The sequence below is a fragment of the Streptomyces sp. NPDC001493 genome (assembly GCF_053597235.1).
In genome coordinates this window covers 246,419-273,157 of the sequence record NZ_JBSFHV010000009.1, presented here as the reverse complement: position 1 = coordinate 273,157, position 26,739 = coordinate 246,419, and the positions used below count along the sequence as shown (strand labels likewise).

Genomic DNA, 26,739 nt, shown 5'->3' with positions numbered 1-26,739 from the left:
CGGAAGGGCGGTCGCGGGCCGCTCGGAGACAGGAGCACACCATGGGACAGCTGGACGGCAAGACGGTCGTGATCACCGGTGGCACCAGCGGCATCGGACTGGCCACGGCACAGCGCTTCGGCCAGGAGGGCGCCCACGTCTACATCACCGGGCGCCGCAAGGACGCCCTCGACCAGGCGATCGCACGGATCAGCGGAAACGTGACGGCCGTCCAGGCCGACAGCAGCGACCTCGCGGACCTCGACCGCCTCTACGGCACCATCGCCGACGCCGGACACCGCATCGACGTCCTGTTCGCCAACGCCGGCGGCGGCGCGTTCGCCCGGCTGGAGGAGGTCACCGAGGAGCACTTCGAGGCCACCTTCGGCACCAACGTCAAGGGGACGCTCTTCACCGTGCAGAAGGCCCTCCCGCTGCTGGTCGACGGCGCGTCGGTGATCCTCACCGGCTCCACCGCCGCCTCGGTCGGCAACGAGGCGTTCGGCGTTTACGGGGCCTCCAAGGCGGCGGTCCGCTCCTTCGCCCGGACCTGGGCGAACGAGCTGCGCGGGCGCGGCATCCGCGTCAACACGATCGTGCCCGGACCGATCACGACCCCCGGCCTCAACGGGCTCGCCCCCGGCGAGGAGCAGGCAGGCCAGCTCAGGGAGGCGCTCGCCGCGGGCGTGCCGCTCGGTCGCATGGGGCAGCCCGAGGAGGTCGCGAGCCTCGCGCTCTTCCTCGCCACCGGCGAGTCGAGCTTCATCACCGGCACCGAGATGTACGTCGACGGCGGCGCGAACCAGATCTGACGTCGTCACCGATGTCGATCCACCCGTGGGGCCGACCGGCCCCGCGGGTGGATTCCCCCGGACCACTACTGAGGAAGACGATCATGGACATCGGGACCCTGGGCATCTGGAGCCCGGAACTTCGCCTGCACCCCGACCCCGTGGAGATCCACGAGGCCGCGGCCGAGCTGGGCCGGCACGGCTGGGGAGCCCTGTGGATCCCCGGCCTCGGTGGCGGCGACATCCTGGGGGACGCGGAACGCCTGCTGCGGGCCACCGACGAGACCGTGGTGGCCACCGGCGTCCTCAGCATCTGGCGCCACAGCGCGGCCGACATGGCGGCCGGACACGCCCGGCTGAGCCAGGAGTACGGCCACCGGCTCCTGCTCGGCCTCGGGGTGAGCGACGCCGCGGCCGCGCAGGAGGCCGGGGGGACGTACCGTCCGCTGGCCGCGCTCAACGCCTACCTCGACCAGCTCGACCAGGCACCCGCCGCCGTCCCCGCCGACGAGCGCCTCGTCGCCGCCATGGGACCCAAGCTCACCGAACTCGCCGGTCGGCGCAGCGCCGGCACCCACCCCTTCCTCGTCACGCCGGAGTTCACCGCCGGCGCGCGCGAGTTGCTCGGCCCCGCCCCGCTGCTCGCCCCGTACCAGGCCGTCGTCGTGGACGACGACCCGGACCGGGCGCGTGCCACGGCCCGCGGGTTCCTGGCGCCGTTCATCGGCATGGGCCACTACGCCGGCAGCCTGCAGCGGCAGGGCTTCACCGCGGACGACCTCGCCCACGGAGGGAGCGACCGGCTGATCGACGCCGTCGTCGCATGGGGCGACCTCGACGCCATCCACGCGCGCATCCGCGCCCACCTCGATGCCGGTGCCAACCACATCGCGATCCACGCCGTCGGCGACGGCCGGGGACTCCCGCTCGCCCAATGGCGAGCACTGGCTCCGCTGGTCCGCTGACCACGCGTGTCCTTCGGGTGGACCAGCGGGGACGGCGGGAGGAGCCGCGGGGACGGCGGGAGGAGCGCGGTGAGGGCGGTGGAGACATCAACCTTCTCGTACCATGCACGCATGGACATAGAGCCCCGCTGGCTCACCCCCGTGGAGGAACGGGCGTGGCGCGGCATGCTGCGGATGCACGACCTGGTGGTGAGCGAGGCCGGCCGGGTCATGCAGAGCGAGTTCGGGCTGTCCGGGGCCGAATACCCGGTGCTGGCGGAGCTGAGCCGCGTCCCCGGCGCCCGGTTGCGCATCCTCGAACTCACCAAGGTGCTCGGGTGGGAGAAGAGCAGGGTGTCCCACCAGCTCAAACGCATGGTCCAGCGCGGCCTCCTCGCACGCGACGAGTGCGCCGAAGACGGGCGCGGAGCGTACGTGATGATCACCCCTGCCGGCCGTGCGGCGATCGACGCCGCCGCACCCAGGCATGTCGAGGACGTCCGGCGCCTGCTGCTCGACCACCTCACCCCCGGTCAGATCGCCCTGCTGGCCGAGATCTCCGAGACGATCATCGGGAAGATCGGCAAGGACCGTTGACGCCGGTGCCTCACGCCCCCCCGAACCGAAGAGTTCGCTCACGCCTGCGGTGACGGCCATCTCTGCTGGTCCTCACGCCATCCCGATATGGGTGATGTATCAACTATAGCTGTGGTGTCGGTCGCCGAGGCATGTGAAGCCGTGATGTATTGCGCGAGACAGATCCCGAGTTCGTCCCGCTCGACGGCACCCTCGCCGAAGGCGACCGGGTCGGCGGCGGACGGGCCGATTACTCGGCCAAGTACCGCCGACACGGCGTGAACGCCCAAGTCGTCGCCGACCCGGAAGGCCGGCTGCTCTGGCTCTCACCCGCACTGCCGGGCCGATCCCGCAACCTGACCGCCGCCCGCACCCACCGCATCATCCGCATCCGTGAACTCCCCGAAGCACAAGCGGCACCCTGAAGTCTTGGCAGATCTTCCGCAGATCCCGCGTCAGCCTTGATCGGCGAAGGGTCGTGAAGGCAGGTAACCGCGGGTCAGCCGGCACGTTGAGGTGTTGTGCCCCTTGCCTCCAAGGGGCACAACACCCCACCCGTCAGATGTCCCGGAAGATCTCGATCTGCGCCCCCACCGAGTTGAGCCGCTCCGCCAGGTCCTCGTAACCGCGGTTGATCACATAGACGTTGCGGAGTACGGAGGTCCCCTCGGCCGCCATCATCGCGAGCAGCACGACAACGGCCGGACGGAGTGCCGGCGGGCACATCATCTCGGCGGCGCGCCAGCGGGTCGGGCCCTCGACGAGGACGCGGTGCGGGTCGAGGAGCTGGAGGCGGCCGCCGAGGCGGTTGAGGTCGGTCAGGTAGATGGCGCGGTTGTCGTAGACCCAGTCGTGGATCAGCGTCTGGCCGTGCGCGGAGGCGGCGATGGCCGCGAAGAACGGCACGTTGTCGATGTTCAGGCCGGGGAACGGCATCGGGTGGATCTTGTCGATGGGCGCCTCCAGCTTGGAGGGCCGCACGGTGAGGTCCACCAGCCGGGTACGGCCGTTGTCCGCCGCGTACTCGGCGGTGCGGGCGCAGTCCACGCCCATCTCCTCCAGTACGGCGAGCTCGATCTCCAGGAACTCGATCGGCACCCGGCGGATCGTCAGCTCCGACTCCGTCACGACGGCCGCGGCCAGCAGGCTCATCGCCTCGACCGGGTCCTCGGAGGGGGAGTAGTCGACGTCCACGTCGATCTGCGGCACACCGTGGACGGTCAGCGTCGTCGTGCCGACCCCGTCCACCCGTACGCCCAGGGCCTCCAGGAAGAAGCAGAGGTCCTGGACCATGTAGTTGGAGGACGCGTTGCGGATGACGGTGGTGCCGTCGTGCCGGGCGGCGGCGAGCAGCGCGTTCTCGGTCACCGTGTCGCCGCGCTCGGTCAGCACGATGGGGCGGCCGGGGGTGACCGTGTGGTCGATCTGCGCGTGGTAGAGGCCGTCCGTCGCGGCGATCTCCAGGCCGAAGCGGCGCAGCGCGATCATGTGCGGCTCGATCGTGCGGGTCCCGAGGTCGCAGCCGCCGGCGTACGGCAGCTTGAACTGGTCCATGCGGTGCAGCAGCGGACCCAGGAACATGATGATCGAGCGGGTGCGGCGCGCGGCGTCGGCGTCGATCGCCTCCATGTCCAGCTGCGCGGGCGGCACGATCTCCAGGTCCACGCCGTCGTTGATCCAGCGGGTGCGGACACCGATGGAGTTGAGGACCTCCAGGAGGCGGAAGACCTCTTCGATGCGGGCGACGCGGCGCAGTACCGTACGGCCCTTGTTGAGGAGGGAGCCGCAGAGCAGGGCGACGCAGGCGTTCTTGCTCGTCTTGACGTCGATGGCGCCCGAGAGCCGTCGGCCGCCGACGACCCGCAGGTGCATGGGGCCGGCGTAACCGAGCGACACGATCTCGCTGTCGAGGGCCTCACCGATGCGGGCGATCATCTCAAGGCTGATGTTCTGGTTGCCGCGCTCGATGCGGTTGACGGCGCTCTGGCTGGTGGCGAGAGCCTCGGCCAACTGGGTCTGTGTCCAGCCCCGGTGCTGACGGGCGTCACGGATGAGCTTGCCGATGCGTACGAGGTAGTCGTCTGACATATCGGCAGGCTATCTCACATATGAGATGTGCGTGCGTTCGGGCGGGGCGTTCGAGTGAAATGGTGACGAGGGTGTCGCACGGCCGTCCGTGGCACCGGGGCGGGCCCGCCCGGGATTCCGGGTCCCCGCCGCAGGGTCACCGCCACCCAGGGGTGAACGTGACCCGGCGTCAGGGTTGCACGATCGCTCCATGAACGCATGGCCACCCGCCCGGCGCGGGGACGCCGAAGGATTCGCGTCGCCCGTGTCCCTGCTCGCCCGGCCCCGGAGCGGCCCGCCGAGTCGCGACAGCGCCCCGGCCGTGCTCGACGCGGATGGAGCCCGTGCGTGGGGACCGGGCCCGTACGCACGAGTGGAGCCCGTACGCACGAGTGGAGCCCGTACGCACGGACAGGGTCCGTCCGTGCGGATAGAGCCGGTACGCACGGGTAGAGCCCGTACGTGGACCAGGAACCTGACGGGCTCAAGGCCCTCACCGAGCGCGCGATGCGGATCCACGCGCTGTACGACGAGCTCAATCTCGCGGCCCGCGGCCGCACCTGGAACCGGGAGGAGTTCATGCTCGGTTTCGTCGGGGACGTGGGGGACCTCGCCAAGCTCGTGATGGCGGAGGAGGGCGCCCGGCCGCACCCCGCCACCGCGCCCGGCGGCCTCGCCCACGAACTCGCGGACTGCCTCTGGTCCGTGCTGGTGCTGGCCCGCCTGTACGACATCGACCTCGGGCACGCGTTCGCCCGGACGATGTCCGAGCTGGAGGCCGCCGTCGGAGCCGACCTGGAACGGGCCACGCGTCCCGGGGTGCGCGAATGACGGCGGAGGGGCCGGGGGAGCCGGAGAGGCCGGACGAATCGGGGGAGCCGGGGGGAGCGAGGGGCTCCGTGGAACCCTTCGATCTGGCGGCGTACGAGGCCCGCGCCAGGAGCGGACCGTGCTTCGTGTGCGCGGCCGTCGCCCGGAGCCCGGGGTACCTGCACGAGGTGGTGTACGAGGACGCGCTCCACATCGCGTTCCTGGACCGCTGGCCGACCCTCCCGGCGAAGGTGCTCGTGGCGCCCAAGGCGCACGTGGAGCACGTGGTCGCCGACCTCGACCGCGACGGGTTCCACCGGCTGCTGGAGGTCGTCCGGCTGGTGGCGCGGGCCGTGGAGGCCGTCACCACGCCCGAGCGGACGTACCTGTACTCGCTCGGGAGCCAGGAGGGCAATGCCCACGTCCACTGGCACGTCGCGGGGCTGCCGCCCGGCGTGCCGTACGCCGGGCAGCAGTTCCACGCCCTGATGGCCGAGAACGGCGTGCTCAGCCCCTCACCGGCCGACGAGCGGCGGCTCGGGCGGGGGATCAGGGAGGCGATCGGAGAGGCGATCGGGGAGGCGGTCGCCGAGGCGGTCCGGGACCGTACGCCGGGCTGAGCCATCAGGGTGAAGCCGGGGGCTGGCGCCGGGCCGTGTGCGGGACAGGCCGACACCGGGTCGGCCGGGGTACCGGCGGCGTAGGATGCGGAACCCGGTCACCCCGGCCCGGACCATGCGACGGAGGGCGAACGTGCTGATCACTGTCTCGGACGTGGAAGCCGCGGCCGAACGGATCGCCGGGCATGTCGTACGGACCCCGACGGTGCCGAGCCCCGGGCTGTCCGCACTCCTGGGCGTGCAGGTCACCGCGAAACTGGAACTCCTGCAGCGCACCGGTTCCTTCAAGGCGCGCGGCGCGACGGCGAAGCTGCTCACGCTCGGTGAGGCGCAACGGACCGCCGGGGTCGTGGCGGTGAGCGGCGGCAATCACGGCATCGCGGTCGCGGTCATGGCCGGCGCACTGGACATCGGGGCGACCGTGGTCATGCCGCGGTCCGCCCCCGGCCGCGCCGTGGACATCGCCGAGTCCTCCGGGGCGAGCGTCGTCCTCGCCGACACCATGCACGACGCGTTCGCCCTCATGGACGAGTTCCGGAACAAGGGACTCACCCTGGTCCACCCCTTCGACGACCCCGTCGTCATCGCGGCGCAGGGCACGGTCGGTCTGGAGCTCGCGGAGGACGCCGGGGAGCTCACCGACGTACTCGTCAGCATCGGCGGCGGAGGGCTCATCTCCGGAGTCGCCGCCGCGCTGCACGCCCGCCGTCCCGGCGTACGGATCTGGGGCGTGGAGACCGAAGGCGCGCGAGCCATGTCGGCTGCCCTCGCCTCCGGCGGGCCGGTGCCGGTCGAGCTGTCTTCGATCGTCTCGACCTTGAGCGCCCCCAGCGCCTCGCAGCTCACCTACGAGCACGTCTCGGCCCTGGTCACCGAGGTCCTCACGGTGACCGACGCCGAGGCCGTGCGGGGCGCCCTCGACCTGGCCGAGCACGCCAAGGCATGGGCCGAGCCCGCCGCCGGATGCCTGCTGCCCGCGGCGCGCCAGGTGCTGGAGCGCGTCGGCGGGGACGCCAGGATCGGCCTGGTGGTCTGCGGAGGGAACGCGACGGCCGCCGACATGAACGCCTGGGCCGAGAGCTTCGGCCTGCGCTGACCGTTCGGGCCCCGCGTACCGCCCGCCCCGCGGTCTCGGTGCGTGCCGCTCCGGTACGGGAGCGGGCGCCGGGTCCGGATGCCGGCCGCCGGTCCTGGGCGGGACGCCGGATCGTGGCCGCGAAGAAGACCGGAGCTCGTGGCCGCCGAGCAGACCGGAGCGACCGGGTCCGTCGTCGGGACCCCGACCGGCGGGTGCCGGTTTCCGGGCCGAACGAGAGGGGACGCCGAGATCGGGCGCCCCGGTGAACACGGGCGCCCGGGCATGACCGTTCGACGGCGATGTACTAGAGTTATCTCGACATCGAGATATCTGCCGAGGCGCACCGCAGCCGCCGTTCGGTAAGGGTTACCTAACTAAGCCTTACCTTAGCGGATCGGCGAGAGGTCGTAGGCGGCACCACACGGCGCCCGCCGTGAGTGAGGCGCGGCGCGGTAGTACGCGCACATTGATGAAGGAGACTGTCGTGTCGGCGAACAGCTTCGACGCCCGCAGCACGCTGCGCGTGGGCGACGAGTCGTACGAGATCTTCCGGCTGGACAAGGTGGAGGGCTCCGCTCGCCTCCCGTACAGCCTGAAGGTGCTGCTGGAGAACCTCCTCCGCACCGAGGACGGCGCGAACATCACCGCCGACCACATCCGGGCGCTGGGCGGCTGGGACTCCCAGGCCCAGCCGAGCCAGGAGATCCAGTTCACGCCGGCCCGCGTGATCATGCAGGACTTCACCGGCGTTCCCTGCGTCGTCGACCTCGCCACCATGCGTGAGGCCGTGAAGGAGCTCGGCGGCGACCCGGCGAAGATCAACCCGCTGGCCCCGGCCGAGCTGGTCATCGACCACTCCGTCATCGCCGACAAGTTCGGCACCAACGACGCGTTCTCCCAGAACGTCGAGCTGGAGTACGGCCGCAACAAGGAGCGCTACCAGTTCCTGCGCTGGGGCCAGACCGCCTTCGACGAGTTCAAGGTCGTCCCCCCGGGCACCGGCATCGTGCACCAGGTCAACATCGAGCACCTGGCCCGTACGGTCATGGTCCGCGGCGGCCAGGCGTACCCCGACACCCTCGTCGGCACCGACTCGCACACCACGATGGTCAACGGCCTCGGCGTGCTGGGCTGGGGCGTCGGCGGCATCGAGGCCGAGGCCGCGATGCTCGGCCAGCCGGTCTCCATGCTCATCCCGCGCGTCGTCGGCTTCAAGCTGACCGGCGAGCTGCCGGCCGGCACCACCGCCACCGACCTCGTGCTCACGATCACCGAGATGCTGCGCAAGCACGGCGTCGTCGGCAAGTTCGTCGAGTTCTACGGTGAGGGCGTCGCCGCCACCTCGCTGGCCAACCGCGCCACCATCGGCAACATGTCGCCGGAGTTCGGTTCCACCGCCGCGATCTTCCCGATCGACGACGAGACCCTGAACTACCTGCGTCTGACCGGCCGTGACGCCCAGCAGGTCGCCCTCGTCGAGGCGTACGCCAAGGAGCAGGGCCTCTGGCTGGACCCGGCCGCCGAGCCGGACTTCTCCGAGAAGCTGGAGCTCGACCTCTCCACGGTCGTCCCCTCCATCGCCGGCCCGAAGCGCCCGCAGGACCGCATCATCCTCGCCGACGCCAAGGCGCAGTTCGCCCAGGACGTGCGCAACTACGTCTCGGACGACGAGGAGTCGGGCAAGGAGTCCTTCCCGGCCTCCGACGCCCCGGCCGCCTCCAACGGCGTCCCGTCGAACCCGACCACGGTCACGGCCCCCGACGGCACCACGTACGAGATCGACCACGGCGCCGTCACCGTCGCCGCGATCACCTCCTGCACCAACACCTCGAACCCCTACGTCATGGTCGCCGCGGCGCTCGTGGCGAAGAAGGCGGTCGAGAAGGGCCTGACCCGCAAGCCGTGGGTCAAGACCACCCTCGCCCCGGGCTCGAAGGTCGTCACCGACTACTTCGACAAGGCGGGCCTGACCCCGTACCTCGACAAGGTCGGCTTCAACCTCGTCGGCTACGGCTGCACCACCTGCATCGGCAACTCCGGCCCGCTGCCGGAAGAGGTCTCCAAGGCGGTCAACGAGCACGACCTGGCCGTGACCTCGGTGCTCTCCGGCAACCGCAACTTCGAGGGCCGGATCAACCCCGACGTCAAGATGAACTACCTGGCGTCCCCGCCGCTGGTCGTCGCGTACGCCATCGCCGGTTCGATGAAGGTCGACATCACCAAGGACGCCCTCGGCGTCGACCAGGAAGGCAAGCCCGTCTTCCTGGCCGACATCTGGCCGTCCGAGGCCGAGGTGAACGACGTCGTCGCCAACTCCATCGGCGAGGACATGTTCAACAAGTCCTACCAGGACGTCTTCGCGGGCGACGCCCAGTGGCAGGCGCTGCCGATCCCGACCGGCAACACCTTCGAGTGGGACTCCGAGTCCACCTACGTCCGGAAGCCCCCGTACTTCGAGGGCATGACGATGGAGACGACCCCGGTCGTCGACATCACCGGCGCCCGGGTGCTCGCCAAGCTCGGCGACTCGGTCACCACCGACCACATCTCCCCGGCCGGTGCGATCAAGGCCGACACCCCGGCCGGCAAGTACCTCACGGAGCACGGCATCGAGCGTCGTGACTTCAACTCCTACGGCTCGCGCCGTGGCAACCACGAGGTCATGATCCGCGGCACGTTCGCCAACATCCGCCTGCGCAACCAGATCGCGCCGGGCACCGAGGGCGGCTTCACCCGCGACTTCACGCAGGCCGATGCCCCCGTGTCGTTCATCTACGACGCCTCCCAGAACTACCAGGCCGCCGGCACCCCGCTGGTCATCCTGGCGGGCAAGGAGTACGGCTCCGGCTCCTCCCGCGACTGGGCCGCCAAGGGCACCGCACTGCTGGGCGTCAAGGCCGTCATCGCCGAGTCGTACGAGCGCATCCACCGCTCGAACCTCATCGGCATGGGCGTCCTGCCGCTGCAGTTCCCGGAGGGCCAGACCGCCGAGTCCCTCGGCCTCACCGGCGAGGAGACCTTCTCCTTCACCGGCGTGACCGTGCTGAACGACGGCACCACCCCGCGCACGGTCAAGGTCACCACCGACACCGGTGTGGAGTTCGACGGCGTCGTCCGCATCGACACCCCCGGCGAGGCGGACTACTACCGCAACGGCGGCATCCTGCAGTACGTGCTCCGCAGCCTGATCCGCAAGTAGGCCCGAGCGGCGCGCACCCCGCGCCGTGAAGAGCCGACGAAGGGGCCGCACCACCCCGGACGAGAGTCCGGCGGGGGTGCGGCCCCTTCCGCGTACCCGTACAGTGCCCGGGTCGCCGCGGCCGTCGCGGCGGGGAGAGGCGGTCGAGAACGTGGCACCCGGGGCGGGGACGAGGGAGCGGCTGGCGGACGCGGCGCGGGCCGCGATGGGCGGCGGGCGACGGCTGGCGGCGGTCGAACGGGTCACGGGCGGCAGCAAGAAGGGCGTCTACCGCCTCGTGATGGACGACGCGACGACGGCGATCGCCTACCTGTGGGACGAGGACGAGAACTACTGGCCCGTCGCCGAGGGCGACGACGACCTCACCGACCCGTTCTCACCCGGCCTCGGAATCGATCTGTTCCACGCCGCCCACGCGCGTCTCGACGCCCTCGGCGTCCGCGTCCCGGCGCTCCGCCTCCTCGACCGTGACGGCGCCCACGGCGAGGGCGGCCTCGCGATCGTCGAGGACCTCCGGGGGGAGAGCCTGGAAGAGCTGCTGGCGCGCGAGCGGCACGCGGCCGGTCCGGTCATGGACCGGCTCGCGGAGTCGCTGACGGCGATGCGGGGCCACCGGGCACCGGCGTACGGCAAGGTGGCCGTGGTCGACGGCGGCGGAACCTCGCGCGGTTCCTCGTGCGAGGAGGTCGTCCTCGCACGTGCGCTGCGCGACCTCGGCGAGGCCGCCTCGCGCGACCCCCGGATCGCCGACGCCCGCGACCGGCTGGAGGAACGGCTGCTAGGCCTGGCGGCGGCGGTGCGGCCGCGCGCGGAGTACGCGGTCGTCCACGGCGAACTGGGCCCCGACCACGTGCGGGTGGACACCGACGGCAACCCCGTGGTGATCGACATCGAGGGGGTGATGTACTTCGACGTCGAGTGGGAGCACGTCTTCCTGCGCATCCGCCTGCACGACGCCTACCGGCCGCTGGAGGCGGCCGGCCTGGACGAGGACCGGCTCGCGCTGTACATGCTCGCCCAGCGGCTCTCGCTGACGGCGGGCCCGCTGCGCCTGCTCGACGGGGACTTCCCCGACCGGGCCTTCATGGCGGGCATCGCCGAGTACAACCTGAAGCAGGCGCTGGAACTGGTCCGGTCCTGAAACTCCCTCCGCCGTAGGCACGGGGCGTACGGGAACGGGGCCGTCCCGCATGCTCGGCACATGCGGGACGGCCCCGTTCACCGTTCCGGCCCGGCCGGAACGTAAGACCCTACTTCCGGTGGGCCTTGATCAGCTCCTGGTACCAGCGGTAGCTGTCCTTCGGGGTGCGCTCCTGGGTGTCGTAGTCGACCCGGATGATCCCGAACCGCTTCGCGTACCCGAGGGCCCACTCGAAGTTGTCCAGCAGCGACCAGACGTAGTAGCCCTGGACCTCCACCCCGGCGTCCATGGCGGCCTTGAGTGCCGTCAGGTGGTCGCGCAGGTACTCGACGCGGTCCGTGTCGTGTACGGCGCCGTCCGCGTCGACGGTGTCGTACTCGGCCGAGCCGTTCTCCGTGATGTGGATGGGCGGCAGGGCCTCGCCGTAGGTCTTCTTCAGATCCGTCAGCAGATCGGTGAAGGTCTCCGGCACGACCGGCCAGCCCATCGCGGTGCGGCGGACGTCCGGGTACTCCGTCTCGCGGAGCCGGTTGTCGGTCGCCACCCGCAGCGCCGGGTCGGCCTCGCGGTACGGGGCGTCGGCGACGACGATCGGCCGGTAGTAGTTGATGCCCAGGAAGTCGAGCGGCTGGGAGATCAGCTCCAGGTCGCCGTCGAGGCGGAAGTCCTGGTTGGTGATGAGCTCGCCCCAGGTCTCCTCGTCACTGGCCGGGTAGCGGCCCGCGAGGATCGGCTCGGTCCACACCAGGTTGTGCTGGGTGTCCGCGCGGAGCACCGCGCCGCGGTCGGCGTCGGTGTCGGCCGCCGGGAGGTTGCGGTCCAGGTTGAGGGTGATGCCCGCGTCGCGGACGCCCGCGGCGCGCAGCGCCTTCATGGCCAGGCCGTGGCCGACCAGCAGGTGGTGCGCGGCGGCCAGCGCGCCGGTTCCCTCCTTGGCGCCCGGGGCGTGCCGGCCGACGGAGTAGCCGAGGAAGGCGCTGCACCAGGGCTCGTTGAGGGTGATCCACCGCGGCACCCGGTCCGCCAGGTGCTCGGCCACGATCGAGGTGAACTCGCCGAAGCGCTCGGCGGTCTCACGGACCCGCCAGCCGCCCTTGTCCTCCAGGGCCTGCGGAAGGTCCCAGTGGTAGAGGGTGGCGGCCGGCTCGATGCCCGCTTCGAGCAGGTTGTCGACCAGACGCGAATAGAAGTCCAGGCCCTTGGCGTTGGCCGGGCCGCTGCCGGTCGGCTGGATGCGGGGCCAGGCTATGGAGAAACGGTACGAGTCCACGCCCAGGTCGCGCAGGAGCGCCACGTCCTCGGGGTAGCGGTGGTAGTGGTCACAGGCCACGTCACCCGTGTCGCCGCCGTCCGTACGTCCCGGTGTGTGGCTGTAGGTGTCCCAGATCGAGGGGCCGCGGCCGTCCTCGGCCACCGCGCCTTCGATCTGGTACGACGCGGTGGCCGCACCGAACACGAAACCCGGAGGGAAGACAGGGAACTCACTCATGAAAAGCCCTTACTTGACCGAGCCGCCGGTGATCCCGGCGGCGATGTACTTCTGGGACAGGACGAGCAGGACGGCCGCCGGGATCGCCGACAGTACCGCCGCGGACATGACCGAGCCCCAGTCTCCGACGTGCGCACCGATGTACTGGTAGATGCCGAGGGTGATCGGCTTCACGTCGTCCGTGGTGTTCAGTGTGAGGGCAAACATGAAATCGCTCCAGGCGTACAGGAACGAGAACAGCCCTGCTGTGATCAGGGAGTTGCGGCTCATCGGCAGAACAACCTGGACAAAGGTGCGGAACTTGCCCGCGCCGTCGACCTCGGCCGCCTCGATGACCTCGCGCGGGATCGCCACCATGAACGAGCGCATCAGCACGATCGCGAACGGGATGCCCAGCGAGGCGTCCGCCAGCATCAGACCGGCGTACGAGTTGACCAGCCCCAGGTCCACGTAGGCGCTGTACAGGGCGTTGGCGATGACGATGCCGGGGACCATCTGCGTGATCAGGGTGCCGAACACGACGGTCTTCGTACCGCGCAGCTTGAACTGGGCGAGCCCGTAGGCGGCCGGCGCGGAGAACGCGAGGCAGATGACGACGGCGCCGAGCGCGACGCCCAGCGAGGTCAGCAGGTGCCCGCCCTGCTCCTTGAACGCGGAGCTGAAGCCCGAGAAGTCCAGGCTGTGCGGGACGGGAGAGACCTCCAGCAGGCCCGACTCCGGCTGGAGAGCCGTGTTGACCATCCAGTAGAGCGGGAAGAGCATCACGCAGAGGATGACGATCCCGATGACCGTCGCGCCCCAGCGGCGCTTCGGCCGGTTCTCGGCCGGGCTGCCCGGAGTGCGGGCCGAAACGGCGGGAGTGGTGGTCGCCATGCCGTTCACTTCCCCTCGTTGCGGTTGGCCCGCAGGTAGAACACCGCGAAGACCGCGGAGATCAGGATCAGGATGTTGCCGACCACCGCGCCCGCGCCGAAGTCCAGCTGGGCGAAGGAGTTCTGGTACGTCAGGGTGCCCAGGGTCTGGGTGGAGTCGGCGGGGCCGCCGTCGGTCAGGGCGAGGACCAGGTCCAGGATCTTGACGGTCGACATGAACCCCAGCACCAGCACCACGGTGATGACCGGCTTCAGCAGCGGCAGGGTGATCGAGCGGAACTGGCGCCAGGCGGAGGCGCCGTCGAGCGAGGCCGCCTCGTACATCTCCTTCGGGACCTCCTGGAGGCCGCCGTACAGGATCACCATGTTGAACGGGATGCCGATCCAGATGTTCACCATGATGACGGAGATCAGCGCCATGCCGGTGCTGCTCAGCCAGGGGGTGTCACCGGCGCCGAACAGGCCGAGGAAGGAGTTGAGCACGCCGGTGTCCTGGTCGAGGATGCGGCGCCAGACGACACCGGACACGACCATCGGGACCAGCCAGGGCAGCAGGATCAGCGACCGCAGTATCCCGTTGAGCGGGAAGCGGCGGTTGAAGAACACCGCGAGGGCGAGGCCGATGCAGAACTGCCCGATCAGCGAGCCGATCGTGAAGAGGATGGTCTGCCACAGGGCCTTGCCGAAGAGGTCGTCCTGGAAGACGTTCTTCCAGTTGTCGAACCCGTTGAAGGGGGCCTTGCCGGTGAAGAAGGTGGACGGCGTGTAGTGCTGGAAGCTCATCACGACGTTGCGGACGAGCGGGTAGCCGAAGAACAGCAGCATGAAGAGGACGGCGGGGGCGATGAACCCCCACTGGGCCAGTGTGCGGCGGCGCTTGAGGGAGCCCGGCTTCGGGGTCTTCGCCGCGGTGGCCGCCCCGGGGGCGGATGCCGCGGGCGCGGCGGAAGCAGGTGCGGAAGCAGCGGTGGACGACATGTTCGGATACCTCAGTTCCCGCTCGCGACACGCTGCTGGGCGTGCTGGAGGGCCGACTCACTGGACTGGCCGGTGAGGGCCGACTGGAAGGCGCTCTGCAGGGCCAGCGACACGGAGGTCCAGCCGGAGCCGAGCTGCGCGGTGCGCGAGCGGGCGGTGGCCACCTGGTCGGCGAGCGAGCTGAGCGACGGCACCTTCTCGCGCCAGACGGCGGCGGCCTTCTCGTTGGCCGGGATCATCCAGCTGTTCAGCGCGTAGGTGACTTCCTCCTGCTCGCTGGTCATGCAGTTGACGATCTTCGCGGAGGTCTTCTCCCGCGCGGTGTCCCCGACGTCCGGGATGGTCAGCATCCCGCCGCCCAGCGGACCCACCGAGTCGTCGCCGGCCTTCGGCACGGGGATCTGCGCGATGCCCCAGTGCAGGTTCTTCTTCGTGTTGAGCGTCTCGACCTGCCACGGGCCGTTGATCATCATGGCCGCGTTGCCCGCCATGAACTGGTCGTTGACGTCGGCCTGGGTCCAGTTGACGGTGGACTTGGAGAGCGAGCCGTCCTTGATCAGGGACTTCCAGTAGTCCAGAGCCTGGACCACCTGAGGCGAGTCGAGGTCGGTCTCGTCGCCGCCGTTGGACCACATGAACGGCGTGAACTGGTAGACCCCGTCCTCCGCGCCGCCCGCGCTGAGCGCGATCCCGTAGCTCCCCTTCTCGGTGAGCTGCTTCGCGGTGGCCTGCATCTCGGCCCAGGTGGTGGGCACCGGCAGACCGGCCTTGTCGAGGATGTCCTTGTTGTAGAAGAGCGCGAGGGTGTTCACCGTGCGCGCCGCCCCGTAGTACGTGCCCTTGTACGAGCCGTAGTCGAGGATGCCCTGGGGGATGTCCGCGGTGGAGACGCCCAGCTTCTTCAGGTCCAGCAGCCCGCCGGTCTCGGCGAACGTCGGCATCTCGGAGCCGTCGAACTGGATGATGTCCGGCAGTGACTTCGAGGAGGCCATCCGCAGCGACTTCGTCATGACCTGCGCGGCCGGTACGGACTGCTGCTCGATGGTGACGCCCAGCTGCTTGCTGCAGCGCTTCAGGGTCGCGGCGTCCCAGCCGTGGTACGAGTCGTCCGTCGATGAGTTCAGGACGGTGAACACGCTCGCGTCCCGCTGCTGCCCGCAGCCGGAGAGAGCGACGGTGCCGACGAGCGCGGAGACAACGGTGAGCGGGACGAGGACCCGCCGGTCGAGACGGCGGCGCCGTGGGCGCGATCCGTTCGTTATGTGTGCTGTCACGAGGGTGCCCTTGCGTGGGGAGTGGGCCGGGCTCCGGGAGACAGCGGTGTCTCCGGGAGGGGGGTGTGCTCCGGGTAGGGGTCCGGCTGGTTCCGTACCCGGCGGAGGGCGAGCCGCGCGGACGTGCGCGGGGTCACCCAGGCCGATGGGTCAGCGGAAGCGGTCCGCGGAAGCGGAACCGGAAGCGGGAGTGCGGTGGTCCGACATGTCTGCCTCGTGGTCGACGGACCGGACGGCTCCTCGGCTGCCCGGCCGATTTGTTCAGTGCAAGTACTAATACTCCTCAAGTCGATGTCGCACCAGACCGCTTCTGTGACACAACGGTCACTCCAGGGCAACTTCACCGTCGCATGCCGGTCCACATCGTCCCGAGTACCGATATTCACGGCCGATCCACAGCAATCGCGGCGTATTTGTTTTGTGTACGATCAAATGAGACTCCCAGGAACGAGGTGCGCCATGCCGTCCGGAGGGATACGGGAAGTGGCAGGCCGACGGCCGTGCGCGGCCGGCTGCGGGGGGCGCCGTGCGCGCGGCGCCCGGAAGGCCGGGGCCGTGCGCCGGTTCCGCGGCCGTGCGGTGAGTGTCCCCGCGTCCCCGTGCCCCCGGAAGGCGACCCCCGGACCGGCTCCGCGGACCGGACCCCGGGCCGAACGCCCGGACCGGACCCCCGGGTCACCGAGCCTCCTGGTTGCCGAGCCTCCGCGTTCCCGAGCCTCCGCGTTCCCGTACCCCGCGGACTCCCGATCCTCCGAACCACTGCAGAACGGCTAAGGACCCCCCATGAAGTTCACCGACGGCTTCTGGCAGATGCGGGACGGTGTGGTCGCCTCGTACGCCACCGAACTCCGCGATCTGCGCCTGGACACCGACCGGCTCACCGCCTACGCCGCGGTCAAGCGCGTCGAGCGGCGCGGCGACACGCTCAACGCCCCGCTCATCACGGTCGAGGCGTACTCGCCCGCCGAGGGCGTCATCGGCGTGCGGGTCACCCACCTCGCCGGAAAGCGCAACCCCGGCCCGGAGTTCGGTCTGCCGGGCGCCACCGGGGAGGCGACCGCCACCACCCGCCGGGAGAACGGCGCCGCCGAGCTCACCAGCGGCCCGCTCACCCTGCGGCTCTCCGAATCGGGCGCCTTCGGCCTGGACTTCCTCGACGGCGAAGGCCGCCCGCTGACCGCCGCAGGGCGCAAGGGCACCGCCTTCGCCACCGTGCCGGACGGCGGCCACCACATGGCCGTACAACTCGCCCTCGGCGTCGGCGAGACCATCCACGGGCTCGGCGAGCGCTTCACGCCGTACGTGAAGAACGGCCAGGTCGTCGACATCTGGCAGGCGGACGGCGGCACCAGCAGCGAACAGGCGTACAAGAACATCCCGTTCTACCTCTCCTCGCGCGGCTACGGCGTCTTCGTCAACCACCCCGGCAAGGTCTCCTTCGAGGTCGGCTCCGAAGCGGTGGGGCAGGTGCAGTTCAGCGTCGAGGACCAGACGCTGGAGTACTTCGTCATCGCCGGTCCGACACCCAAGGACGTCCTCGCCCGCTACACCGCCCTCACCGGCCGCCCCGCGCTTCCCCCGGCCTGGTCCTTCGGCCTCTGGCTGACGACCTCGTTCACCACCTCGTACGACGAGAAGACCGTGACCTCGTTCGTCGAGGGCATGGCGGACCGGGGCATCCCGCTCTCCGTCTTCCACTTCGACTGCTTCTGGATGCGCGAGTACCAGTGGTCGGACTTCGAATGGGACCCGGAGGTGTTCCCCGACCCGGTGGGCATGCTCGCCCGCCTCAAGGCGCGGGGCCTGCGGATCTGCCTCTGGATCAACCCGTACATCGCGCAGAAGAGCGCCCTGTACGCGGAAGGGGCCGAGAAGGGCTACTTCGTCCGCACCGCCGACGGCGACGTCTGGCAGTGGGACAAGTGGCAGGCCGGCATGGCGCTGGTCGACTTCACCAACCCCGAGGCGACCGCCTGGTTCCAGAGCAAGCTCAGGGTCCTGCTCGACCAGGGTGTCGACGGGTTCAAGACGGACTTCGGCGAGCGCATCCCCACGGACGTCGTCTGGCACGACGGCTCCGACCCCGAGCGGATGCACAACTACTACACGCACCTCTACAACAAGGCCGTCTTCGAGCTCCTGGAGAAGGAGCGCGGCCAGGGCGAGGCGGTGCTCTTCGCCCGTTCGGCGACCGCCGGCGGCCAGCAGTTCCCCGTCCACTGGGGCGGCGACTGCTGGTCCTCCTTCGGCGCGATGGCCGAGTCGCTGCGCGGCGGGCTCTCGCTGAGCCTGTCCGGCTTCGGCTTCTGGAGCCACGACATCGGCGGCTTCGAGGGCACCCCCGACCCGGCCGTCTTCAAGCGCTGGCTCGCCTTCGGCCTCCTCTCCTCGCACAGCCGGCTGCACGGCTCCTCGTCCTACCGCGTGCCGTGGGAGTTCGGCGACGAGGCGGTGGACGTGGCCCGGCAGTTCACCGAGCTCAAGCACCGGCTGATGCCGTACCTGTACGGAGCCGCCGTGGAGGCCCACCGCACCGGCGTCCCGGTGATGCGCCCGATGCTGCTGGAGTTCCCGGACGACCCGGCGACCCGCACGGTGGACCGGCAGTACCTGCTCGGCGGGGACGTCCTCGTGGCCCCGGTCTTCACCGAGGACGGGCAGGTCGAGTACTACGTCCCCGAGGGCACCTGGACCCACCTGCTCTCCGGCGAGACGGTCACCGGACCGGCCTGGCGCCGGGAGACCCACGGCTTCGACAGCCTCCCGCTGCTGGTCAGGCCCGGCGCCGTCCTGCCGCTCGGCGCGGACGTCTCGCGCCCGGACGGCGACTGGCTCGACGGACTCGAACTGCGCGTGTACGCCCCCGCCGGTACCGGTGACTTCACCCGCACGGTCACCGTTCCCGACCTCACCGGCGCCCCCGCGGCGACCTTCCGGGTGGTCCGCGAGGGCGACACGGTCCGTGTGACCTCGGACACGGCCCGCCCGTACACCGTCGAGCTCGTGGGCGAGGACTCCCTGCGGGTGGTCCGCGGCTGATTCGTATACGACCGGGGCGCGACCGTCGCCCCGGTACGGACCGCCGCCCCCGGTGACGCGCCCTTCCCGCCCGCGCGTCACCGAGGGCGGTGTGCGCTCGGCGGGTGCGCCGCGGGCCGCCGCAGGCCGCCTCGTGGGCGGGCGCGTCGCGGGGGCGGCGGTCCGTACGGAATGCGATCGTGGTCCGGCGGGTTTGCATGATCGCAGCGACACGCACGAAGAACGGACGCACCATGGGCGAGTTGATCCTGATCCGGCACGGCGAGACCGAATGGTCCCGGAACGGCCGGCACACCAGCTACACCGATCTGCCGCTCACCGAGTTCGGCGAGACCCAGGCCCGCGCACTCGTCCCGCTGCTCGCGGACCGGCAGATCGGGCTCAGCCTCGTCAGCCCCTCGGTCCGTGCCCGCCGCACCGCCGAACTGGCCGGACTCACCTCGCCCCGCATCATCCCGGAGCTGCGCGAATGGGACTACGGCGGCTACGAGGGCATCACCACCGTCGACATCCACCGCACCCGCCCCCTCTGGAACCTCTGGACCGACGGGGTCGAGGCCGGTCCCACCGCGCACCCGGGCGAGAGCCCGGCCGAGATCGGCGAGCGGGCCGACAAGGTGCTCGCCGGGGTACGCGCGACGGCCGAGGGCCTCGCGAGCGACGAGGACATCGTGCTCGTCGCCCACTCCCACTTCCTGCGCGTGCTCACCGCCCGCTACCTGGACCTGCCCCCGGCCGGCGGCAACCTCTTCCAGCTGGCCACCGGGGCGATCTCCCGGCTGGGCACCGAGCACGGGCAGCCCGTGATCACCGCCTGGAACCTGGCCCTGCCCGAGAGCCTCGTCCGGGAGGTACGCCGGGACCGCTGAGTCCGCCGCGCGCCGCGGCCGCCGTGTGGCGGCGGGCGGTCGCGCACACGGCACCCCGGGCAACACCTGACACGTACGGCCGGCACCGGAGGGACACGGTGCCGGCCGTTCCGCTTTCCGCCGGGCCGTTCCGCGCCCGCCCGCACGGGCCTGTCGCCTTCGTTTCCTGCACGTTCGGGAATTGAACACAGCCGCACCGATGATGCGGGTGTACGACATGAACTCGACCGATTCGCCCGGATCGAATTCCTGGCGCTCCGGGCGGATATCACGGGTGTTTCCCGTCCGGACCGGTGTTTGACGCCATTTGTTGTGACCCGGGCGACGGGTGGATTTCGCCGGAAACGGGCACTCCGGGCGCCCCGGGCGGACCCGTGCGACGGCCGGGTGGTCCCGTGTTTCCTGGTGGTTACGGGAGAGGTGCCGGGCGAATCGTCGAAATACCGGAAATGCTGCCGTCGGGCCCGGGGCGCACGGTGCCGACGTATCCGCGAGGTCTCAACTCGGGAAAGACTCCCGGGCAAACCTGCATTCGATCTTGCTCCGTCGCCCGCAAGTGGACTATACCTGTCGGCGTCTGCACAGCCGTTTCACACGGTCGTGCACTCGGAGGGGTGCGGGGGAGCGGTACGAGGCACGTCATGAGCTGCTTCGCTGTACGTTCTTCCGGCACGCCGGGCCGAGTCAGGCAATCCGGTACGTCTCTTTGCACGACCCAAGCGCAACCGACCGCGCGGTGGCGGGGCCCTTCGCCTGAGGCGAGATCTCGACGGGTGACCGGTACACCGCCTGAGTCCTGATGAAGGTGAGGACTTGAGCATGGGATCGACCTCCGCCCACAACAATGAGGGTCTCGGCCGTCGCGATCTGATCAAGCGGTCCGCCGCTCTCGGCGTGATCACCGTTCCCACGATGAGCTTCCTGGCGTCCTGCGCCAGCGGCGACAGCGGCTCCGACGAGAAGGTCGAGAAGGGCACCAAGTCGGCGGAGAACCCGCTGGCCGTCAACGAGAGCGCACCGCTCGAACTGGTCATCTTCGACGGCGGGTTCGGCACCAAGTACGCCGAGGACGCCAAGGCCGTCTACGCGAAGACGTACCCCAAGGCCAAGGTCACGTTCTCCAAGACGCAGAAGATCCAGTCGGTCCTCCAGCCGCGCTTCAACGGCGGCACCCCGCCGGACCTGATCGACAACTCCGGTGCCCAGCAGATGGACATGGGCGTCCTGGTCGGCAAGAAGCAGCTCGCGGACCTGACCCCGCTGCTCGACGCCGCGTCCATCGACGACCCGAACAAGACGGTGCGCGACACCCTGCGCCCGGGAATCGTCGAGATGGGCCAGTTCGACGGCGACCCGGTCTGGATCATGTACTACGCCTACACCGTGTACGGCGTCTGGTACTCGCAGACCGCCCTCGACAAGCTCGACGCGACGTACCCGGAGAACTGGGACGACATGCTCGCGCTCTGTGCGAAGGCGAAGAAGAAGGGCATCGCGGGCTGGACCTACGCCGGCAAGTACCCCTACTACCTGCCGTTCTCGCTCTACCCCTTCATCGCCAAGATCGGCGGCGTCGAGGTGCTCGACGCCATCGACAACCTGGAGCCGAAGGCGTGGGAACACCCCGCCGTCAAGGCCGCGTTCGAGGCGTACTACGAGCTCTTCAAGAAGGGCTACATCCTCGAGGGCACCCCGGGTCTCGACCACCGCGGTTCGCAGGGCGCGTGGGCCAACGGCAAGGCGCTCTTCATCCCCAACGGTTCCTGGGTGGAGAACGAGGAAGCGGCCATCATCCCCAAGGACTTCAAGCTGTCCGTGGGCGCGCCCTCCAGCCTCGACGCCTCCGACAAGATGCCCTTCGGCACCATCTGGGCGTCCGGCGGTGAGCCCTTCATCGTCCCGGCCAACGCGAAGAACGCCGAAGGCGGCATGGAGCAGCTGCGCATCATGCTCAGCGAGGCCTCCTCGAAGTCCTTCACCACCAGCACCAAGTCCCTGTCCGCCTACAACGGCGGCACCGACGGCATCGAGCTGTCGGACGGCCTCAAGTCCGGTGTCGCCGCGCTGGATAAGGCCGGGACCAACGTCGTCAACCCGCGCCTGCAGGACTGGTACGTGAAGCTCCAGAAGGAGCAGATCGGCGTCTCCGGTCTCGGCGAGATGATGGCCGGCCGCGCGACCCCCGCCGAGGCGATCAAGAAGATCCAGGGCTACGCGGACGCGGCGGCCAAGGACCAGTCCATCAAGCACTTCAAGCACCAGTGATCCACGCGTCACCAGCGGCGGCACGGCAGGAAGGTCGGAGTCGGTAACGATGCAGCACGGTAAATACCGGTTCATAGTCGGGTTCTTGATCGCCCCGATGGCGTTGTACGTCATCTTCGTCGTCTGGCCCTTCATCCAGTCCATCTACTACTCGTTCACGGACTGGACGGGGCTGAGCCCCGACTTCGAGATGGTCGGCTTCGACAACTACACCAAGATGTTCAAGGACGACGTCTTCTGGAAATCGCTGGAGCACAGTGTGCTGCTGGCGATCCTGCTGCCGCTGGTGACGCTGGGGCTCGCCCTCTTCTTCGCCTTCATGCTCAATGTGGGCGGCCGGCGCCGAAAGGGCGCGGTCATCTCGGGCGTGCGCGGATCGGGTTTTTACAAGATCGCCTACTTCTTCCCGCAGGTTCTCTCCATCGCGATCGTGGCGATCCTCTTCCAGTTCGCCTTCGACCCCGCCCAGGGCATGATCAACGGCTCGCTGAAGGCGTTCGGAGTCGAGCACCCGCCGAACTGGCTCGGCGATCCGAAGCTCGCGCTCTGGTGCATCATGGCGGTCCTCGTCTGGTGCACGACCGGCTTCTTCGTGGTGCTCTTCTCGGCGGGCATGGCGTCCATCCCGAAGGACTTCTACGAGGCGGCGCTGCTGGACGGGGCGAGCAGGTTCACCACGTTCTTCCGGATCACGCTCCCGCTGCTCTGGGACACCGTGCAGTCCGGCTGGGTCTACATGGGCATCCTCGCGCTGGGCGCCGAGGGCTTCGCCGTGGTGAACATCATGAGCGTCGGGCCCGGCGGACCGGACTACTCGACCACCGTCCTGCCGCTGTACGTCTACCAGGCGGCGTTCCGCGACGGACAGGCCGGATACGCGACCACGATCGGCGTCGCCCTGCTCCTCGTGACCCTGGCGTTCGCCGCCGTCGTCATGAAGCTGGGCCGGCGCGAGCGGCTGGAGTACTGATGAAGACCACTGACACCCCGCCCGCCCTCCGCGAGGAGGCCGGAGTCCCCGGACAGCGGAGCGCCGAGGCAGGCACCGCGGGCACGGCCCGGGCGAAGCGCGGTGAGGGACACGTCCTCAACGTGTTCTCGCACGGTGTGCTCGTGATCTGGGCGATCCTGGTGATCCTGCCGCTGTTCTGGGCCGTGATGTCCGCCTTCAAGTCGGACAAGGCCATCTTCAACTCCCCGTGGGCGCTTCCCGACTCCCTGAGCTTCGACGCCTGGGGACGGGCCTGGAACCAGGCGCACATGAGCGAGTACTTCCTCAACACCGTCCTGGTGGTCGGGGGATCGCTCATCGGCACGCTGGTACTGGGTTCGATGGCCGCGTACGTACTGGCCCGGTTCGAGTTCCCCGGCAACCGGTTCATTTACTTCTTGTTCGTCGGCGGCATGAGCTTCCCGGTCATGCTGGCCCTGGTCCCGCTGTTCTACGTCATGGACAACATGGGGCTGCTGAACACGATCCACGGCCTGATCCTCGTGTACATCGCGTACTCGCTGCCGTTCACCGTGTTCTTCCTGACCTCGTTCTTCCGCACCCTGCCGACCTCGGTCGCGGAGGCGGCGCTGATCGACGGCGCCTCGCACACCCGGACCTTCTTCCAGGTGATGCTGCCGATGGCGAGGCCGGGGCTGATCAGCGTCGGGATCTTCAACTTCCTCGGCCAGTGGAACCAGTACATGCTGCCCACGGTGCTGAACACCGACCCGAACAAGCGGGTGCTCGCGCAGGGCCTGGTGGAGCTCTCCACCAGCCAGGGGTACAAGGGCGACTACTCCGGGCTCTTCGCCGGACTCGTCATCGCCATGCTCCCCGTCCTCGCCGCGTACATCGTCTTCCAGCGCCAGGTGGTGGCCGGACTGACCGCCGGAGCACTCAAGTAGCACCTCCGCTTCATCCCCGCTTCACCACGGAACCGCCCAACCGCCTCCGGCCGTTGGGCGGTTTCGTCCGTGTTCCCCCGAATTCGGCCGGCCTCATGTGGGGAGGTGCCGCGCTCATACGGGCTCCGCACGCTCAAGGTCTTGACGGGGCACACCCTGGAACGGTCAGCTATTGGTTCACATGTTAGAGAAAACGGCAGGAGTGAGTGAGTCGATGGAGACTCCGGGGTCGCAGACATCTCTGCATCGGGCCAATCTCGAGCGGGTCGTACGTGCCGTGCGCATGGCGGGGTCACTCACCCAGGCGGAAATCGCCAGGAGTACCGGCCTCTCCGCGGCCACCGTCTCCAACATCGTGCGCGAGCTGAAGGACGGCGGCACCGTCGAGGTGACCCCCACCTCGGCGGGCGGCCGCAGGGCCAGGAGCGTCTCGCTCAGCGGCGACGCGGGCGTCGTGATCGGGGTGGACTTCGGCCATACGCACCTCCGGGTGGCGATCGGCAACCTCGCCCACCAGGTCCTCGCCGAGGAGTCCGAACCGATGGACGTGGACGCCTCCTCCGCGGAGGGGTTCGGGCGGGCGGAAGCGCTGGTCAACCGGCTGATCCGGACCACCGGGATCGGGCAGGACAAGATCATCGGGGTGGGGCTCGGAGTGCCCGGCCCGATCGACGTGGAGTCGGGCACCCTCGGCTCCACGTCGATCCTGCCGGGATGGACGGGCATCAATCCCAGCGCGGAGCTCGCCACCCGCCTCGGCGTGCCCGTCTACGTCGACAACGACGCCAATCTCGGGGCCCTGGGGGAGCTGGTCTGGGGGAGCGGGCGGGGCGTCCGGGACCTCGCGTACATCAAGGTCGCCAGCGGGGTGGGCGCCGGTCTGGTGATCAACGGGGCGATCTACCGGGGCCCCGGGGGGACCGCCGGGGAGATCGGCCACATCACCCTCGACGAGGCCGGCCCGGTCTGCCGCTGCGGCAACCGCGGGTGCCTGGAGACCTTCACCGCCGCCCGGTACGTCCTGCCGCTCCTACGGCCCAGCCATGGGCCGGACTTGACGATGGACCGGGTCGTCCAGCTGGCCCGCGAGGGCGACCCGGGGTGCCGCCGGGTGATCGCCGACGTCGGCCGGCACATCGGCAGCGGCGTGGCGAACCTGTGCAACCTCCTCAACCCCAGCCGGGTCGTTCTCGGCGGATCGCTCGCGGAGGCAGGGGAGTTGGTCCTCGGGCCCATCCGCGACTCCGTCGCGCGCTACTCCATCCCGAGCGCCGCGCGACAGCTCTCGGTGCTCCCCGGGGCGCTCGGCGGCCGGGCCGAGGTGCTCGGCGCGCTGGCCCTCGTGCTGAGCGAGATGGGCGATTCGACCCTGTTGGAGACCACTCTCTCGCCGGGCACTCCTGCCTTCACTTAGATAACGAATGGCACCGTTGTCATCTCGTTAAGTATTTACTCCTTGACGCCGCCCTTGCGGCCGAGTTGACTTCCGTCCACCTCGGCCGCAACGTCGCGGCCTCGTCAGGGAGGTTCGAGTTATGAACACGCGTATGCGTCGTGCCGCTGTCGCCGTTGCCGCCACCGCCATGGCGGTCTCGCTTGCCGCTTGTGGGAGCGCCAAGGAGTCCGGCGACAAGGCGGACGACTCTTCGTCGTCGTCCGCCAAGAAGGGCGACGACCTCAAGATCGGCCTGCTCCTTCCGGAGAACGCCACCGCCCGTTACGAGCAGTTCGACAAGCCGATCATCGAGAAGAAGATCAGCGAGCTCACCGGCGGCAAGGCGAAGGTCGTCTACAGCAACGCCAAGCAGGACGCCACGCTGCAGGCGCAGCAGGTCGAGACCATGATCACCAACAAGGTCGACGCCCTCATCATCGACGCGGTGGACTCCAAGTCGATCGCCAACAGCGTGCAGAAGGCCAAGGACGCGGGCATCCCCGTCGTCGCCTTCGACCGCCTCGCCGAGGGCCCCATCGACGCCTACACCTCCTTCGACAACGAAGAGGTCGGCCGGGTCCAGGGCAAGGCTCTCCTGGAGGCGCTGGGCGACAACGCCTCCAAGGGTCAGATCGTGATGATGAACGGCGCCATCACCGACCCGAACGCCGCACTCTTCAAGAAGGGCGCCAAGTCCGTCCTGGACGGCAAGGTGACCGTCGGCAAGGAGTACGACACCAAGGAGTGGAAGCCGGAGAACGCCAACGCCAACATGGAGGCGGCGATCACGGCTCTCGGCAAGGACAAGATCGTCGGCGTCTACTCCGCCAACGACGGCATGGCCGGCGGTATCATCACCGCCCTCAAGGCCTCCGGCCTGAAGACCCTCCCGCCGGTCACCGGTCAGGACGCCGAGCTCGCGGGTGTCCAGCGCATCGTCGCCGGTGAGCAGTTCATGAGCGTCTACAAGCCGTACGCCCCCGAGGGTGAGGCCGCCGCCACCATGGCCGTCTCGCTGGCCAAGGGCGAGAAGATCGCCGCGTCGGTCGCCACCTCGACCGTGGACAGCCCCACCACCAAGGGCGTCCCGACCTACCTCGTCCCGGTCGTCTCGCTGACCAAGGACAACATCAAGGACACGGTCATCGAGGACGGCGTCTACACCGTCGCCCAGATCTGCACCGGCCAGTACAAGGCCGCCTGCGACACGCTCGGCCTGAAGTAGTCCCACCCGCCGGACCCCGCCACCGCCTCCGCGCGGCCGGCGGGGTCCCGGCAGGGACCGGCCCCGCACCGGCGGAGCAGCCGGCCCCGGGCCCGCCGCGCAGCGGCCCGCCCGCCCGAAGCCTGTCCGGTGCCCCGCCCCTTCACCAGCCCCGCTAACGGGGCGGGGCGCCGGACGGAAACGCTTCTC

Annotated in this window: 20 protein-coding genes and 1 pseudogene; 16 read left to right on the top strand and 5 right to left on the bottom strand. The window is 69.6% G+C overall.

The window, feature by feature from the left end; all coding sequences use genetic code 11:
* Positions 1-41 precede the first annotated feature (41 nt).
* The 4 genes and pseudogenes from ACWCWD_RS16110 to ACWCWD_RS16095 all read left to right on the top strand — a co-directional run.
* Positions 42-791 (top strand): SDR family oxidoreductase, encoded by a 750-nt coding sequence (locus ACWCWD_RS16110; protein ID WP_450773383.1) that lies wholly within the window; start codon positions 42-44, stop codon positions 789-791.
* Between the two features lie 83 nt (positions 792-874).
* Positions 875-1,735: a TIGR03620 family F420-dependent LLM class oxidoreductase gene (locus ACWCWD_RS16105; protein ID WP_450773381.1), complete on the top strand. Its 861-nt coding sequence runs from the start codon at positions 875-877 to the stop codon at positions 1,733-1,735.
* Positions 1,736-1,909: 174 nt separating this feature from the next.
* Positions 1,910-2,311 (top strand): MarR family winged helix-turn-helix transcriptional regulator, encoded by a 402-nt coding sequence (locus ACWCWD_RS16100; RefSeq protein ID WP_450773416.1) that lies wholly within the window; start codon positions 1,910-1,912, stop codon positions 2,309-2,311.
* 149 nt (positions 2,312-2,460) lie between these two features.
* Positions 2,461-2,688: pseudogene (locus ACWCWD_RS16095) on the top strand (transposase family protein); the annotation flags it as partial.
* A gap of 160 nt (positions 2,689-2,848) precedes the next feature.
* On the opposite strand, the gene ACWCWD_RS16090 reads toward ACWCWD_RS16095, so the two are convergent.
* Positions 2,849-4,378: a helix-turn-helix domain-containing protein gene (locus ACWCWD_RS16090; RefSeq protein WP_450773380.1), complete on the bottom strand. Its 1,530-nt coding sequence runs from the start codon at positions 4,376-4,378 to the stop codon at positions 2,849-2,851.
* A gap of 441 nt (positions 4,379-4,819) precedes the next feature.
* Between ACWCWD_RS16090 and ACWCWD_RS16085 the strand changes: the two genes are divergently transcribed.
* The 5 genes from ACWCWD_RS16085 to ACWCWD_RS16065 all read left to right on the top strand — a co-directional run bounded on the left by ACWCWD_RS16085 (position 4,820) and on the right by ACWCWD_RS16065 (position 11,205).
* Complete coding sequence (locus tag ACWCWD_RS16085) at positions 4,820-5,188, top strand: nucleotide pyrophosphohydrolase (protein WP_450773379.1); 369 nt, start codon at positions 4,820-4,822, stop codon at positions 5,186-5,188.
* Positions 5,189-5,256: 68 nt separating this feature from the next.
* A complete protein-coding gene (locus ACWCWD_RS16080) occupies positions 5,257-5,787 on the top strand; it encodes an HIT family protein (RefSeq protein WP_450773378.1) in 531 nt (176 codons plus the stop codon).
* Between the two features lie 115 nt (positions 5,788-5,902).
* On the top strand, positions 5,903-6,883 hold the full coding sequence (locus ACWCWD_RS16075) for a threonine/serine dehydratase (RefSeq protein WP_450773414.1): 981 nt from the start codon (positions 5,903-5,905) through the stop codon (positions 6,881-6,883).
* 466 nt (positions 6,884-7,349) lie between these two features.
* The gene (acnA, locus tag ACWCWD_RS16070; protein ID WP_450773377.1) at positions 7,350-10,064 is read left to right on the top strand and encodes an aconitate hydratase AcnA; all 2,715 of its coding nucleotides are present in this window, start codon (positions 7,350-7,352) and stop codon (positions 10,062-10,064) included.
* A gap of 205 nt (positions 10,065-10,269) precedes the next feature.
* On the top strand, positions 10,270-11,205 hold the full coding sequence (locus ACWCWD_RS16065) for a phosphotransferase family protein (RefSeq protein ID WP_450773412.1): 936 nt from the start codon (positions 10,270-10,272) through the stop codon (positions 11,203-11,205).
* Positions 11,206-11,314: 109 nt separating this feature from the next.
* Here the strand turns inward: ACWCWD_RS16065 and ACWCWD_RS16060 are convergent, their stop codons facing one another.
* Genes ACWCWD_RS16060 through ACWCWD_RS16045 form a run of 4 tightly spaced genes read right to left on the bottom strand, consistent with a single transcriptional unit; the run spans position 11,315 to position 15,818 of the window.
* Positions 11,315-12,694 (bottom strand): GH1 family beta-glucosidase, encoded by a 1,380-nt coding sequence (locus ACWCWD_RS16060; RefSeq protein ID WP_450773376.1) that lies wholly within the window; start codon positions 12,692-12,694, stop codon positions 11,315-11,317.
* Positions 12,695-12,703: 9 nt separating this feature from the next.
* Positions 12,704-13,567, bottom strand: coding sequence for a carbohydrate ABC transporter permease (locus tag ACWCWD_RS16055; protein ID WP_450773374.1), 864 nt, complete (start codon positions 13,565-13,567; stop codon positions 12,704-12,706).
* Between the two features lie 5 nt (positions 13,568-13,572).
* Positions 13,573-14,544, bottom strand: coding sequence for a carbohydrate ABC transporter permease (locus tag ACWCWD_RS16050; protein WP_450773372.1), 972 nt, complete (start codon positions 14,542-14,544; stop codon positions 13,573-13,575).
* Between the two features lie 11 nt (positions 14,545-14,555).
* Positions 14,556-15,818, bottom strand: a complete 1,263-nt coding sequence (locus ACWCWD_RS16045) for an ABC transporter substrate-binding protein (RefSeq protein ID WP_450773370.1) — start codon at positions 15,816-15,818, stop codon at positions 14,556-14,558.
* 783 nt (positions 15,819-16,601) lie between these two features.
* On the opposite strand from ACWCWD_RS16045, the gene yicI reads away from it, so the two are divergent.
* The 7 genes from yicI to ACWCWD_RS16010 all read left to right on the top strand — a co-directional run bounded on the left by yicI (position 16,602) and on the right by ACWCWD_RS16010 (position 26,550).
* The gene (gene yicI / locus ACWCWD_RS16040; protein ID WP_450773368.1) at positions 16,602-18,857 is read left to right on the top strand and encodes an alpha-xylosidase; all 2,256 of its coding nucleotides are present in this window, start codon (positions 16,602-16,604) and stop codon (positions 18,855-18,857) included.
* A 233-nt stretch (positions 18,858-19,090) separates the two neighbouring features.
* The gene (locus ACWCWD_RS16035; RefSeq protein ID WP_450773367.1) at positions 19,091-19,726 is read left to right on the top strand and encodes a histidine phosphatase family protein; all 636 of its coding nucleotides are present in this window, start codon (positions 19,091-19,093) and stop codon (positions 19,724-19,726) included.
* Between the two features lie 819 nt (positions 19,727-20,545).
* A complete protein-coding gene (gene ngcE, locus ACWCWD_RS16030) occupies positions 20,546-21,991 on the top strand; it encodes an N-acetylglucosamine/diacetylchitobiose ABC transporter substrate-binding protein (protein ID WP_450773366.1) in 1,446 nt (481 codons plus the stop codon).
* A gap of 49 nt (positions 21,992-22,040) precedes the next feature.
* On the top strand, positions 22,041-22,961 hold the full coding sequence (locus tag ACWCWD_RS16025; RefSeq protein WP_450773364.1) for a carbohydrate ABC transporter permease: 921 nt from the start codon (positions 22,041-22,043) through the stop codon (positions 22,959-22,961).
* Complete coding sequence (locus ACWCWD_RS16020; RefSeq protein ID WP_450773363.1) at positions 22,961-23,890, top strand: carbohydrate ABC transporter permease; 930 nt, start codon at positions 22,961-22,963, stop codon at positions 23,888-23,890. Before ACWCWD_RS16025 ends, ACWCWD_RS16020 begins: the two co-directional genes overlap by 1 nt.
* Positions 23,891-24,104: 214 nt before the next feature.
* Positions 24,105-25,304 (top strand): ROK family transcriptional regulator, encoded by a 1,200-nt coding sequence (locus ACWCWD_RS16015; RefSeq protein ID WP_450773362.1) that lies wholly within the window; start codon positions 24,105-24,107, stop codon positions 25,302-25,304.
* Between the two features lie 121 nt (positions 25,305-25,425).
* Positions 25,426-26,550, top strand: a complete 1,125-nt coding sequence (locus ACWCWD_RS16010) for a sugar ABC transporter substrate-binding protein (protein WP_450773361.1) — start codon at positions 25,426-25,428, stop codon at positions 26,548-26,550.
* The last annotated feature ends 189 nt before the right edge of the window (positions 26,551-26,739 follow it).

What these genes read in the sequence shown, in the direction of transcription:
- ACWCWD_RS16105 (WP_450773381.1), top strand. Translation starts at nt 875, where the DNA reads ATGGACATCGGGACCCTGGGCATCTGGAGCCCGGAACTTCGCCTGCAC.
- ACWCWD_RS16090 (WP_450773380.1), bottom strand. Translation starts at nt 4,378, where the DNA reads ATGTCAGACGACTACCTCGTACGCATCGGCAAGCTCATCCGTGACGCC.
- ACWCWD_RS16025 (WP_450773364.1), top strand. Translation starts at nt 22,041, where the DNA reads ATGCAGCACGGTAAATACCGGTTCATAGTCGGGTTCTTGATCGCCCCG.
- ACWCWD_RS16075 (WP_450773414.1), top strand. Translation starts at nt 5,903, where the DNA reads ATGCGACGGAGGGCGAACGTGCTGATCACTGTCTCGGACGTGGAAGCC.
- ACWCWD_RS16060 (WP_450773376.1), bottom strand. Translation starts at nt 12,694, where the DNA reads ATGAGTGAGTTCCCTGTCTTCCCTCCGGGTTTCGTGTTCGGTGCGGCC.
- ACWCWD_RS16015 (WP_450773362.1), top strand. Translation starts at nt 24,105, where the DNA reads ATGGAGACTCCGGGGTCGCAGACATCTCTGCATCGGGCCAATCTCGAG.
- ACWCWD_RS16110 (WP_450773383.1), top strand. Translation starts at nt 42, where the DNA reads ATGGGACAGCTGGACGGCAAGACGGTCGTGATCACCGGTGGCACCAGC.
- yicI (WP_450773368.1), top strand. Translation starts at nt 16,602, where the DNA reads ATGAAGTTCACCGACGGCTTCTGGCAGATGCGGGACGGTGTGGTCGCC.
- ACWCWD_RS16065 (WP_450773412.1), top strand. Translation starts at nt 10,270, where the DNA reads ATGGGCGGCGGGCGACGGCTGGCGGCGGTCGAACGGGTCACGGGCGGC.
- ACWCWD_RS16050 (WP_450773372.1), bottom strand. Translation starts at nt 14,544, where the DNA reads ATGTCGTCCACCGCTGCTTCCGCACCTGCTTCCGCCGCGCCCGCGGCA.
- ngcE (WP_450773366.1), top strand. Translation starts at nt 20,546, where the DNA reads ATGGGATCGACCTCCGCCCACAACAATGAGGGTCTCGGCCGTCGCGAT.
- ACWCWD_RS16010 (WP_450773361.1), top strand. Translation starts at nt 25,426, where the DNA reads ATGAACACGCGTATGCGTCGTGCCGCTGTCGCCGTTGCCGCCACCGCC.
- ACWCWD_RS16035 (WP_450773367.1), top strand. Translation starts at nt 19,091, where the DNA reads ATGGGCGAGTTGATCCTGATCCGGCACGGCGAGACCGAATGGTCCCGG.
- ACWCWD_RS16020 (WP_450773363.1), top strand. Translation starts at nt 22,961, where the DNA reads ATGAAGACCACTGACACCCCGCCCGCCCTCCGCGAGGAGGCCGGAGTC.
- ACWCWD_RS16055 (WP_450773374.1), bottom strand. Translation starts at nt 13,567, where the DNA reads ATGGCGACCACCACTCCCGCCGTTTCGGCCCGCACTCCGGGCAGCCCG.
- ACWCWD_RS16100 (WP_450773416.1), top strand. Translation starts at nt 1,910, where the DNA reads ATGCACGACCTGGTGGTGAGCGAGGCCGGCCGGGTCATGCAGAGCGAG.